Below are 12,199 nucleotides of genomic sequence, written 5' to 3'. Positions count from 1 at the left end.
AGCTTCTCGCTATGACGGAATCGACGTTATTGCAGCGCAAGTGGTCTCCGCGTCGGAGCGCGGGGCGATCTTGGAGAGCCCGGTGTCATCCCGGGGTAGGACTGAACAGGGCTGCGCGTCAGCCCTCGGTGCCGAGGAGATCTGCGCGCCGGACAAGTCCTATCTGGAAGGCAAAGACGACGGCCTGCACACGATCACGTGAATGAGTCTTCGAAAGAACCCGTCCGACATGGGTTTTCACTGTCGTTTCGGAGACGTGGAATTTTGCGGCGATCTCCGAATTCGACAGCCCGTACGCCATGGCCTCGAGCACCTCGACCTCGCGCGGTGTCAGCTCTTCGGGCAACTGCGATTCGGGCGCCGAACCTTCCAGGAGAGGTCCGACGTGCTGAAGCAGTCGCCGAGTGGCCCGAGCTTCGATCACCGCGTCCCCGCGATGCACGGTGCGGATGGCGTCGAGCAACTGTTCCGGTGGCACGTCCTTGAGCAGGAAGCCGCTGGCGCCCGCCCTGATTGCCGACATCACGTACTCGTCGTTGTCGAAGGTGGTGAGCACCACGACCTTCGGCGCATCGGGGTCGGCCAGGAGCCGACGGGTCGCCTCGATGCCGTCCATCTTCGGCATCTGGACATCCATCAGGACGACGTCGACATGTCGGGCCGCCAACTCGGTCAATGCCTGCTGACCGTCCGAAGCCTCGACCACCACGGACAAATCCGGCTGCGAGTCGATGACCATTCGAAAACCTGCGCGGACCAGCTGCTGATCGTCGATCAGTGCCACTGCGATCGGAGCCACGTGTTCGTCCATGCCACTCACCTTAAGACCTTCAGACGTTTCAAGACCTACCCAGACGTTCGTTCATACGGCAGGACGGCCCGGACACTGTATCCGCCGCCTGATTTCGGCCCGGCGGTTACTTTGCCTCCGTGCAGCTTGGCTCGCTCGGCCATTCCGATCAGGCCCTGCCCGCCTGGTGACGATTCGACCAGCGCGGCGCTGCCGCCTCGTCCGTCGTCGGTGATGCCGAGAACGAGTTCGGTTTCAGCCCACGTCATCTCGACGCTCGCCTGTGCTCCTGGCCCCGCATGTTTGAGAACGTTCGTCAGCGATTCCTGGACGATGCGATACGCCGTCAACCCCGCACCCGCAGAGAGTTCGCGTGGTTCACCGGTCACACTGACGGCGATGTCGAGTCCGCTGCTGCGTAACTCGTGGAAGAGACTGTCGATATCACCGGCGCCCGGGATCACCGAGAAATCCCGGGGCGTGTCCTCACGCAGGACGGACAGAAGCGATCGCATGTCGGTCAACGCTTGGCGACCGGTGGAGGCAATGGTTTCGAGCGCCTGGATTGCAGCCTGAGGATCCTTGGCCGCGCTGTAGCGTCCGCCGTCGGCCTGAGCGATGACAACGGTCAACGAATGCGCGACGATGTCGTGCATCTCGCGCGCAATCCTCGAGCGTTCGCTGATCGTCGCGATTTCCGCTTCCTGCGCACGCTCGAGTTCGAGCAACCGTGCGCGCTCGGTCAGACCTTCCAATTGTTTGGTGCGAACTCGACGCAAATCACCGAACGCCCAGACCGCGAGCATGAAGATCATGACGGCCACGGACTGCATGACCTGCGAAGACACCGGGATTCCGTCGTAGCCGAAGTATCGAACAGTTCCGGCAATCGAGCCGAGCAACGCGAGCACCAGGCCGGTGAGCGAACTCCACCGAGCGCCATAGGCGGCCAGCGCGTACAGGGAGATGGGCACGACAACGGCCGATGCGAGCAGTGTGTTGCCGATGAAGATCACGTGTAGAACTGCGAACCCTGCGATCACCATGCCGGAGAGTTCGGGGCGCGAGCGTCGCCATGCCAACGGAACGGTCATACCCAGCGAGACGAACACCGCCAGCGGACTCGCCTCGACCGCAACGACAACGCTGAACAGTGCGGCAACCGTCGCAATGCAGATGTCCACACCGCGAGCATGTTCCGCGCTCCAGCGGACGAAGCGTTCACTAGTCGGAAAACGAGCCATGCCGCCAAGAGTAGCTTTTACTCACGAGCTTTCACTCAGGTGCGGTAACCGCCGTCTTCGAGACCGGCCTCGATTTCGAACCGGTTCCGCGGACCGCGATGACGCAACTCCTCACGCAGGTACAGCAGCCCGAATACGATTCCGTACCTGGCCCATTGGTCCGCGTGAACTGCCTCGTGGCGAAGGACGGATCGAGTCGTGTTTCGCCGGGTGAGGTACACACCACCGAGAGTTGTTCCGCCTCTGGCGAACCCGCCGCGCAGCCCGGAAGCGACAAAGATCCCGGACTCGTCGTCGAAGCGGATGTCCGCGCCGAGAATCCCGGCGTAGAACAGCGCGACGCGAGTGACGAATGCGGACTGCGCGCTGCCCCGACTCGCTCGGATCAGCGGCAGTCCGCGCCGTGCACACACGAGAAGATCAGCCCAGCAGTTTCTCGCGGAGCGCCTTGTCCTTGTCGAGCACCATCGCCTCGAGGCTCTCCTGGAAAGCCACCATCCGCTGCTGCAGTGCGGGATCCGAAGCGCCGAGGATCCGAGCAGCCAACAGACCGGCGTTGCGAGCGCCGCCGATCGAGACCGTCGCCACCGGGACGCCGGCCGGCATCTGCACGATCGAGAGGAGTGAATCCATACCGTCGAGGTACTTGAGCGGCACCGGAACACCGATGACCGGCAACGGTGTAGCCGAGGCAACCATGCCCGGAAGATGCGCGGCGCCACCGGCACCGGCGATGATGACCTTGATTCCGCGGCCCGCGGCTTCCTTGGCGTAGTCGAGCATCCGCTGAGGCGTGCGATGCGCCGAGACGACACCGACCTCGAACCGGATACCGAACTCGGCCAGAGCTTCGGCTGCAGCTTCCATGGTCGGCCAATCCGAATCGCTGCCCATGATCAGGCCGACCTGCGCGCTCTCACTCACCGTGTACATCCCATCCGTCGGTCCAAACTGCATACGAAAGCCAATGTGCTGCGCGCTCGGCGCGTTCCCGAACTGCGGCAACGTAATTCGGATCGTCGATGGATCCGGCGCCGCCGACGATGTTGACGTGGCCGATCTTGCGATCCTTGCGCTCACCCTTGCCGTACAGGTGGATCTTCGCATCGGGCATCCGCGCGAAGAGGTGATGGACACGCTCGTCCATCGTCATCTCGGGCGCTTCCGGCGCACCCAGAACGTTTGCCATCACCGTGACCGGCGCGATCGGCGAGGTGTCGCCGAGCGGGTAGTCGAGAACGGCACGCAGATGCTGTTCGAACTGAGAGGTGCGTGCGCCGTCCATCGTCCAGTGACCGGAGTTGTGCGGGCGCATTGCCAGCTCGTTGACCACGAGAGTGCCGTCAGTCGTCTCGAAGAGTTCGACGGCCATCGAGCCGACGACACCCAACTCGGAAGCGATGCGTAGCGCCAATTGTTCGGCTTCCTCGGCAACGGCACTCGAAAGGGCGGGGGCAGGTGCGATCACGACGGCGCACTGGCCGTTGCGCTGAACGGTCTCTACGACCGGCCACGTAGCGCCCTGTCCGAACGGCGACCGCGCAACCATGGCAGACAGTTCCCGACGCATCGAGACCATTTCCTCGACGATCAGCGGAACACCCTTGTCCAGCTGCTCGGTGACAATGGCTTCTGCTTCGTCCTGATCATCGGTGATCCAGACGCCCCGGCCGTCGTAGCCTCCGCGGGTTGCCTTGATGACAAGCGGCCAACCGTGTTCGGCACCGAAACGCACGACGTCTTCCGCCCACGTCACTTCGGCGTACGCGGGTACAGGTGCGCCCAGTTCGGCAAGTTTGCGACGCATCAGCAATTTGTCCTGAGCGAAGATCAGAGCCTGCGGCGGAGGCTGAACGTTCACGCCTTCGGCAACAAGAACCTCGAGATGTTCGGTCGGCACGTGCTCGTGGTCGAACGTCAACGCGTTGGAACCGACCGCTGCGCGGCGAAGAGCGTCGAGGTCGGTGTGGCTACCGAGCACGACATCGGGGCTGACCTGAGCTGCCGGCTCGTCCGCAGTTCCGGAGAGCACTCGGAGCGTCTGGCCCAGGGCCACCGCCGCCTGGTGAGTCATCCTGGCCAACTGTCCGCCACCGATCATGGTGACGACGGGCATGGATGCTTTTGCCGGTCGAGGGGTGGTCGGGCGGGCGGGGATCTGCGCGGGATCGTTGTTGCCGGTCACGGCTCTCTATGTTGTCATGTGCCGCGTTCGCCCGTTCATTCAGCGTTCCCAATCTGTGATTCTGCTGATGAATCCGCGGCAAATTGGTGGTAACGCGGTTTCGTTTCGTAAACTCATCTGTTGTGCCATTTGTCGACGGGGTCATTGCCCGCATACCCCAACCGTTTCGTGACATCGCTCTGCGTCACAGCGAGCTGATCAAATTCGCGATCGTCGGCGGAACTACCTTCCTGATCGACTCGGGCATCTTCTACACACTCAAGCTGTCGATCCTCGAATCCAAGCCGATCACGGCCAAGATCATCGCCGGCGTCGTCGCGGTGATCGCGTCGTACATTCTCAACCGCGAGTGGTCGTTCAAGAACCGTGGTGGCCGTGAACCAGCGCACGAAGCTGCTCTGTTCTTCATCATCAGCGCCATCGGCGTCGTCATCAGCTTCATCCCGCTCTACATCTCCAGCTACGTCTTCAACCTGCGCGTACCCGAAGTCAGCTTGGCGACGGAGAACATCGCCGACTTCATCAGTGCATATGTCATCGGCAACCTGCTGCAGATGGCGTTCCGATTCTGGGCCTTCCGCAAGTTCGTGTTTCCCGACGAGAATCCGGAACCGCTCGAACTGTCCGACACCACAGGATTGTCCGAAACCACAGCGTTATCCGAAACCACGGCGTTATCCGAAACCACGGCGCCTGACCCGGTCATTCCTGATGCCGAAGAGGAGCTCGGGCACTCCTGAGTTTTCCGTCTGCGCGAGCCTTTCGGTCAGCGCGGTTCGCGGTGCGGAACGACGTCCGCGGTCGGCGCAGTGTTGGCCACCGGCAGGAAGACCGCGAACAAGGCAGGCTTACGCCTCTGCAGTTCCAGTCGGCCCCCGTCGGCTTCGATCAGTGCACGTGCGAGCGCCAATCCGACGCCGGTGGACCCGGCCCCCGAAAATCCTCTGTCGAAGATGTGCGGTGCAAGATCGTTCTCCACGCCGGAGCCTTCGTCGGTGACCTCGACGCACACCATCGAGTCACGACGAGACGAACTGCGACCGGTACCGTCGATCAATCGGACAGACACCGTGCACGTACCTTCACCGTGTTCGAACGAATTGTCGACCAGAACGGAAACAGCTTCACGCAGACGCGAACCTGTGGTCGCGGCCATCACCGCGCGATCGCCGCGTAGGCGGAGCCTGCGTCCCTCTCCGTCGAACTGAGCCTGCCAGTCGCGGGTCACCTGTTCCAGCTCGCCGACTACCGACACCAGACTCGCCGATGACCCACTGGTGCGCGACGAGCGAATCAGGTCGTCGATTCCGTCGGTGAGCCTGTCCACTTGCGCCATGGCTTCCTCGGCCTCGTTCACGACGTCAGGATCTTCGTGAACGGACAACTCGTCCAGGCGCAGCCGCACTGCAGTCAGTCGACTGCGCAGTTGATGCGAGACATCCGCGACCAGCGCGCGTTCTCGTTGCAGCCGCACCGAAATCTCCACAGTTGCCGCATCGAGGACGTCGGACACGCGGTCGAGTTCGGGGATGTCGTGCCGACGAGGATCCGGCCGGAAGTCACCTTCGGCAAGGCGCGCCGCCCGGTCGGCCACATCCTGCAGCGGATCGGCAAGCCGACGTGCAGTGACCACAGCGACCACGGTGCCTGCCGTGATGGACAGAAGCACGAGCACACCGACGGCCATCACCGCTTGCTTCTGCTGGGTGCGCAAGTTCTCCGACGGCACCTCGAGACGCAACGAGCCGGACGTTCCCATCGCGAGCGATTCGACGAGTGCGTTCTTGACCGTCGCCTCACCGACGTCGACGCGTGCAGCGCCGTCGACGACGGTCGGATACACGACGACGAGGCGCCCGTCGTTCGGGGTGAGAACCTTGAGCGAATCGGTGTTCAACGCACCTTCGACGAGCCCGTTCGTCCCCTCTTGCGCGATGACCTCAGCGGCCATCCGGTCGAGGCGCACCCGGAGATCACTTCGCGTCACGTCCTCCACCCAGAGCCACGCCGTGTAGATCAGCGGAACTCCCAGCAGCAACGCCGTCATGATCACGACAGCGAGAATCGACTGCAATATGCGACGCCGCATGCCGGCAGTTCCTGATTCTCGAGAAGTTAGTCGGTGTTGATTCGGAAACCGACACCGCGGACGGTGGCAATTCTGCGTTCCACAGCGGGGCCCTCGTCACCGATCTTGCGGCGCAGCCACGACATGTGCATGTCGAGCGTCTTCGATCCACGAAGCTCGACGTCGCCCCACACCTCACGAAGGATCGTATCGCGCGATACTACTTCCCCGGCATGTTCGAGGAGGACCCGCAGAAGTTCGTATTCCTTGTTGGCCAAGGCGATTTCGGAGCCGTTGACGAGTACGCGTCGTGCCGCGGGCTCGAGCCTGATGCCACCGACCTCGACGATCGTGTCCTCGCGGCCACCGTGGCGACGCAGGAGTGCTCGCACACGTGCCATCAACTCGGCGAGGCGAAACGGCTTGCTGACGTAGTCGTCGGCGCCGGCGTCCAACCCGACCACGAAGTCGACTTCGTCGGTCCTGGCGGTCAACATCAGCACGGCGAGCGAGGTGCGATGCGCACGAATCTGTCGACAGACTTCGAGTCCGTCCATGCCCGGAAGGCCGAGATCGAGAATCAACAGATCGAAATCACCTTCGAGCGCCTGCTGCAACGCAGCGGGTCCGGTCGGTTCGACCGTCACCGAATACCCTTCACGCCCCAGTGCGCGGGAGAGGGGTGCGGCAATGGCCTCGTCGTCTTCGGCTAGCAATACGGCAGTCACACGAACAGACTACGGACAACACGCCTTTGCACATTGATTACCAGCCATTTCGATCGTTCGGGTCGTCGTTTTCACCCGCCGGCCGCTGCGGTGGCTGCGATGGTGGCTGCTGCATGGAATCGAAAACCTGGTGATACAGCAGGGCGTGAACGTGCTCGACGTCAGGAATGTCGTCGAACTCGAGCGGATCGTCACTGGCAGAGGCGATGACCAGAGTTCCGGTCTTGAGCATTCGATCGATCAAGCCGTGGCGGAACTGAACATTGCTGATCCGCCCCATGGGGATGTCGATACCGGTATGCGTGAGCACTCCGTGGCGGATGAGCACTCGCCGATCGGTGACGATGAAATGCGTGAACTTCCAGACCGTGAACGGCGCAACCGACCGCCAGGCCACGACACCGAGCCAGATGATTCCGATGGCGATGGACGACACGGTGCGAGCCGTGCCGTCCAATCTCGTCTGTGCGAGGCCCAACAAGAACCCGGCGACGGCCGTCGCAAGCACGAACGTCAGCGCCGGAAGCACCAACATCTTCCAATGAGGATGGCGATGCAGTATCAGTTCCTCGTCCTGAGCGAGGGCGTCTTCGGGATATCCCATGACGGGAAGTCTGCCATCCCGCACCGACTTTCAGGCACACCGACTTTCAGGCACACCCACGTTCAGGGCTGCGCGATCTTTCGCAGCACCAACGGGGTCACGACGATGATGATGCCGTAAAGCACCATCCACACGCCGACCACGATGCGGAAGACGTCGAGCGAGAGTTCGGGCTGCAGAAGGACGATTGCACCCGCGACGATGCTGATGACTCCGAGCACGATCGACAGACCGCGATCGACGGTGTGCCCGGACGCCGCGTCGACCAGATCGAGAACGCCACGGAATACCCACCAGGCACCGATCACCAATGCGATCACAACCACCGTCTGCAAAGGGCTACGGAGAACCAGGAATCCGAGGAGCACTGCCAACGCGCCGGAGATCGCGACAAGCGTCCGAGTTCCACCCGAAGCCGTCACGTCCGCGAACGAACGGATGATCTGGACGATTCCGAATCCGAACAACTGAATCGCAATGACCACCGCGACCACGAAAAGGGTGGCATCCGGCCATGCGAGTACCGCGATACCCAGGCCTAATGTGAGGACACCGAGCAGCACCGTCACACCGGTGAGTACGCGGCGAGCGCTCTCGGCCGTCTCGGCTTCGGTCGGAACAACGATCGGTGTGGTCATGACGCCCCTAGGCAGCTCAGTAAATCCCGCAGTTAAATGCAATGAAGGACGGACGGTTGGTTCGAAAACCGGCCAGGGCCAAAAATTAGCACTTTGGTGCCAGAAAATCCGGCAAGGCTCACGATTCGGCTACCGGGGCGGCCCGAAGGTGCGTGATATCACCCGCAGCGACCGCAAAGGTCTCCCCATCTGTTCCCTCGATTTCGATGACGACGCGGCCGGAAGTGTCGATGTCGGTCGCGATACCGAACACCTCCTTGTCGCCCGGCAAGACCGCGCGGACTCGTTTGCCCAGCGTCCCGCAACGCTGCCGGTATTCGGCAGCCAACACAGATGTATCCCATTTCGATGATTCCCAAGCACGGAATTGCGTCGCCAACTCACGGGCAATTGCTCGAACGAGGGTGTCGCGGTCGACAGTCGATGCTTCTTCGATGAGGAGTGATGTAGCGGTCGGGACGGGCAGCTCCTCGACACCCAGGCTCACGTTCAACCCGATGCCCACCACCACCGCGGGATCGGGCGCTGTCCTTGCCACCTCGGCCAGAATTCCGGCGACCTTCTTGTCACCGATGAGAACGTCGTTCGGCCACTTGAGTTCTGCGGGCACTTCGGCCACGTTCCGCAGCGCGTCGACGACCGCGATTCCCGACAGTAGCGGGAGCCAACCCATGTCCGTGAGATTCATTCCGGGCATCGACAGCAGAACCGACATCGAGATCTGCGCTTGCGGCGGACTCACCCAAGTGCGCGAATGACGGCCGCGGGCACTCGCCTGATACTCGGCGATCAGAACGTGACGGTCGGCATCCGGATCTGCCGCTCGCGCAAGGAGATCCGCGTTCGTCGAACCGGTCTCCTCGACAACGTCGAGGCGGTTCCAGAAAACGCGCGCGTCGTCGTTGTCACTGCGCACGAGTGCGCGTCGTAGGGCATTGCCGTCGAGGGGCGGTCGGTTCAAGTCGGTCCACATAGCCCCAGCCTATGACGACAGCGAGAATGTACTGGTCAGTAGCTTGAGCCTGCAAGACGGCGACAATCGGACCTGCCTTCGAAGCCCCCCACGCACTCTCGTTAAGCTCACGTCCATGACCACTGTCCAAGAGCCGAACGCGCCGGAGGCGGCGGCCGCACCCGATATCCACACGACCGCGGGAAAGCTCGCGGACCTGCGGAATCGCCAAGCCCAGGCGCAGGCACCGAGCGGCGAAGCCGCCATCGACAAGGTGCACGCCAAAGGCAAGCTGACCGCCCGCGAGCGCATTACCGCCCTCCTCGACGAGGGCTCCTTCGTCGAACTCGACGCACTGGCACGGCACCGAAGTGTGAACTTCGGTCTCGCTGACAACCGCCCGGTCGGCGACGGCGTCGTCACCGGTTACGGCACCATCGACGGCCGCGACGTCTGTGTCTTCTCACAGGACGCCACCGTTTTCGGCGGATCGCTCGGCGAAATCTACGGTGAGAAGATCGTCAAGGTCATGGACCTCGCGATCCGCACCGGTCGCCCCCTCGTCGGCATCAACGAAGGTGCAGGCGCGCGCATTCAGGAAGGCGTCGTCTCGCTCGGCCTCTACGGCGAGATCTTCCACCGCAACGTCCAGGCCTCGGGTGTCATCCCCCAGATCTCACTGATCATGGGACCCGCCGCCGGCGGCCACGTCTACTCCCCCGCACTGACCGACTTCGTCGTGATGGTCGACGAGACTTCCCAGATGTTCGTCACCGGCCCCGACGTCATCAAGACAGTCACCGGCGAAGACGTCACGATGGAAGACCTCGGTGGTGCTCGCACCCACATGGTCAAGTCCGGAGTCGCCCACTACGTCGCTTCCGGCGAGCAGGATGCCCTCGACTACGTCAAGGACCTGCTCAGCTACCTGCCGTCCAACAACCAGGCAGCAGCTCCCCGCGGCGAGATCACCGACCCGATCGTCGGTTCGATCGAAGACAGCCTGACCGCTGAGGACATCGAACTCGACACCCTCATCCCGGATTCGGCCAACCAGCCGTACGACATGCATGAGGTCATCCGTCGCATCCTCGACGACGACGAGTTCCTCGAGGTCCAGGCCGAGCGCGCGATGAACATCATCGTCGGTTTCGGTCGCGTCGACGGCCGCTCGGTCGGCATCGTCGCCAACCAGCCCACCCAGTTCGCGGGCTGCCTCGACATCGACGCCTCGGAGAAGGCCGCACGCTTCGTGCGTACCTGCGACGCGTTCAACGTCCCGATCATCACCCTCGTCGACGTTCCCGGTTTCCTCCCCGGAACCGAGCAGGAATACAACGGCATCATCCGTCGCGGCGCGAAGCTCCTCTACGCGTACGGCGAAGCAACGGTCGGCAAGATCACGGTCATCACCCGCAAGGCTTACGGCGGAGCGTACGACGTCATGGGCTCCAAGCACATGGGCGCCGACGTGAACCTGGCATGGCCGACCGCTCAGATCGCCGTCATGGGTGCATCCGGAGCTGTCGGATTCGTCTACCGCAAGCAGCTTCTCGAAGCCGCGAAGAACGGCGAAGACGTCGATGCATTGCGCCTCAAGCTGCAGAACGAGTACGAGGACACCCTCGTCAACCCGTACGTCGCCGCTGAGCGCGGATACGTCGACGCTGTCATTCCTCCGTCGCACACCCGCGGACAAATCGTTTCCGCGTTGCGACTGCTCGAGCGCAAGGCCGTTTCCCTTCCGCCCAAGAAGCATGGGAACATTCCCCTATGACCGCAACCACCGAGGACATTCTCAGCGAAGATGTCGCACTGGCGGAGACTGCACCGACCAACGGTGCGGTCGTCGAGGGAAGCGCGACGGACGCTTCGCTCACGGAGCTGACCGAGACGTCGACCTCCGACGCGTCGGTCATCAAGATCGTCAAGGGTTCGCCCACCGACGTCGAGATCGCGGCACTGGTAAGCGTGCTTGCCGCGGCTGCCGGCAGCGGTCAGGCTCCCGAGTCGAATGTTCCCGCGGAGACCTGGGGCGATCCGACTCAGTTCCACCGCACGCGTGCGCCGTTCTCGCCGTACGCGTACCTGAACCCCGCGATCCGTCGCAGCTGACGATCACTTGCTGACGTGACTCAACTGGTTCTAGCTTCAGCGTCCCCGGCTCGCCTCGCAGTTCTGCGGGCGGCCGGGGTTTCGCCGCTTGTGCGTGTCTCCGGCGTCGACGAGGACAAGATTGCCGACAACCTCGGCCCCGACGCCGCTCCCGAAAAAGTCGTGACGGTGCTGGCGGAAGCCAAGGCCGCCGAGATCGTTCCCGGCCTCGCCGCCGACAATCTCACCGACGTAGTCGTTGTCGGGTGCGATTCGATGCTCCTGATCGACGGGCAACTTCAAGGCAAGCCGGGCAGCGTAGACATCGCCCGAAAGCGATGGGCCGCAATGGCCGGACGCAGCGCCACTCTCTTGACCGGGCACTGTGTCCTGCGCGTCGCCGACGGCCGCATCGTTCGCATGGCCTCGGATCACAGCGCAACAGTGGTTCATTTCGCGCAACCGTCCACCGAAGATCTCGAGGCATACCTGGCAACGGGCGAACCGCTCCAAGTCGCCGGAGCATTCACGCTCGACAGTCTCGGCGGCTGGTTCGTGGAGAGGATCGAGGGTGATCCCTCGAGTGTCATCGGTATCGGATTACCTTTGGTACGAACACTTCTCGAGCGTGTCGGGGTTTCCGTCTCGGATCTCTGGCGCACGCAGAGCATCTTCTGACACGATTTCTCCAAGCACGTTTTCTCCACGCACGTTTTCTCCAAGCACCACTGACCAGCCTCGCATCGGGTTAATGCCGGTGCGAAGCTGGTCGTTTTGTTGTCGCCGAAGAGGTTTGCCCCCTCAGGTTTTGAATGTGGTGTTCGCCGGCCGCGGGTGCTGGCCGGGGTCGATCGAGGGCGGTGGGATGAACCAGGGTTTGTTGTCGACCCCGATGC

Annotated in this window: 14 protein-coding genes; 4 read left to right on the top strand and 10 right to left on the bottom strand. The window is 62.8% G+C overall.

What is annotated here, in order from left to right:
* Positions 1-118: 118 nt before the first annotated feature.
* The 5 genes from QMA15_RS29670 to QMA15_RS29650 are packed head-to-tail and all read right to left on the bottom strand — an operon-like array spanning position 119 to position 4,219.
* Positions 119-811, bottom strand: coding sequence for a response regulator transcription factor (locus QMA15_RS29670; protein WP_019747759.1), 693 nt, complete (start codon positions 809-811; stop codon positions 119-121).
* 35 nt (positions 812-846) lie between these two features.
* Positions 847-2,034 carry a sensor histidine kinase gene (locus tag QMA15_RS29665; RefSeq protein WP_019747758.1) on the bottom strand — a complete coding sequence of 396 codons (1,188 nt, stop codon included), beginning with the start codon at positions 2,032-2,034 and terminating at the stop codon, positions 847-849.
* Between the two features lie 35 nt (positions 2,035-2,069).
* Positions 2,070-2,447 (bottom strand): hypothetical protein, encoded by a 378-nt coding sequence (locus tag QMA15_RS29660; RefSeq protein WP_020907086.1) that lies wholly within the window; start codon positions 2,445-2,447, stop codon positions 2,070-2,072.
* Between the two features lie 7 nt (positions 2,448-2,454).
* Positions 2,455-2,967 (bottom strand): 5-(carboxyamino)imidazole ribonucleotide mutase, encoded by a 513-nt coding sequence (purE, locus tag QMA15_RS29655; protein ID WP_019747756.1) that lies wholly within the window; start codon positions 2,965-2,967, stop codon positions 2,455-2,457.
* Positions 2,951-4,219, bottom strand: a complete 1,269-nt coding sequence (locus QMA15_RS29650; RefSeq protein WP_019747755.1) for a 5-(carboxyamino)imidazole ribonucleotide synthase — start codon at positions 4,217-4,219, stop codon at positions 2,951-2,953. Before QMA15_RS29650 ends, purE begins: the two co-directional genes overlap by 17 nt.
* 122 nt (positions 4,220-4,341) lie before the next feature.
* Between QMA15_RS29650 and QMA15_RS29645 the strand changes: the two genes are divergently transcribed.
* Positions 4,342-4,959, top strand: a complete 618-nt coding sequence (locus QMA15_RS29645) for a GtrA family protein (protein WP_021332550.1) — start codon at positions 4,342-4,344, stop codon at positions 4,957-4,959.
* Positions 4,960-4,985: 26 nt separating this feature from the next.
* Here the strand turns inward: QMA15_RS29645 and QMA15_RS29640 are convergent, their stop codons facing one another.
* The 5 genes from QMA15_RS29640 to QMA15_RS29620 form a co-directional block, all read right to left on the bottom strand.
* A complete protein-coding gene (locus QMA15_RS29640) occupies positions 4,986-6,308 on the bottom strand; it encodes a HAMP domain-containing sensor histidine kinase (protein WP_019747754.1) in 1,323 nt (440 codons plus the stop codon).
* Between the two features lie 26 nt (positions 6,309-6,334).
* Positions 6,335-7,015 carry a response regulator transcription factor gene (locus QMA15_RS29635; RefSeq protein ID WP_003940916.1) on the bottom strand — a complete coding sequence of 227 codons (681 nt, stop codon included), beginning with the start codon at positions 7,013-7,015 and terminating at the stop codon, positions 6,335-6,337.
* A 37-nt stretch (positions 7,016-7,052) separates the two neighbouring features.
* A complete protein-coding gene (locus tag QMA15_RS29630) occupies positions 7,053-7,619 on the bottom strand; it encodes a PH domain-containing protein (RefSeq protein ID WP_021343702.1) in 567 nt (188 codons plus the stop codon).
* A 62-nt stretch (positions 7,620-7,681) separates the two neighbouring features.
* A complete protein-coding gene (locus tag QMA15_RS29625) occupies positions 7,682-8,257 on the bottom strand; it encodes a DUF308 domain-containing protein (RefSeq protein ID WP_020907081.1) in 576 nt (191 codons plus the stop codon).
* Between the two features lie 118 nt (positions 8,258-8,375).
* A complete protein-coding gene (locus QMA15_RS29620; RefSeq protein ID WP_020907080.1) occupies positions 8,376-9,230 on the bottom strand; it encodes a biotin--[acetyl-CoA-carboxylase] ligase in 855 nt (284 codons plus the stop codon).
* Between the two features lie 115 nt (positions 9,231-9,345).
* On the opposite strand from QMA15_RS29620, the gene QMA15_RS29615 reads away from it, so the two are divergent.
* Genes QMA15_RS29615 through QMA15_RS29605 form a run of 3 tightly spaced genes read left to right on the top strand, consistent with a single transcriptional unit; the run spans position 9,346 to position 11,981 of the window.
* On the top strand, positions 9,346-10,986 hold the full coding sequence (locus tag QMA15_RS29615; RefSeq protein ID WP_003940853.1) for an acyl-CoA carboxylase subunit beta: 1,641 nt from the start codon (positions 9,346-9,348) through the stop codon (positions 10,984-10,986).
* Positions 10,983-11,324: an acyl-CoA carboxylase subunit epsilon gene (locus QMA15_RS29610; RefSeq protein WP_019747751.1), complete on the top strand. Its 342-nt coding sequence runs from the start codon at positions 10,983-10,985 to the stop codon at positions 11,322-11,324. Before QMA15_RS29615 ends, QMA15_RS29610 begins: the two co-directional genes overlap by 4 nt.
* Positions 11,325-11,339: 15 nt before the next feature.
* Positions 11,340-11,981 carry a nucleoside triphosphate pyrophosphatase gene (locus tag QMA15_RS29605; RefSeq protein ID WP_007731146.1) on the top strand — a complete coding sequence of 214 codons (642 nt, stop codon included), beginning with the start codon at positions 11,340-11,342 and terminating at the stop codon, positions 11,979-11,981.
* Positions 11,982-12,199 lie beyond the last annotated feature (218 nt).

The sequence above is a fragment of the Rhodococcus sp. APC 3903 genome (assembly GCF_030407755.1).
GTDB lineage: Bacteria > Actinomycetota > Actinomycetes > Mycobacteriales > Mycobacteriaceae > Rhodococcus_F > Rhodococcus_F erythropolis.
This window is presented reverse-complemented; position numbering and strand designations above follow the sequence as displayed.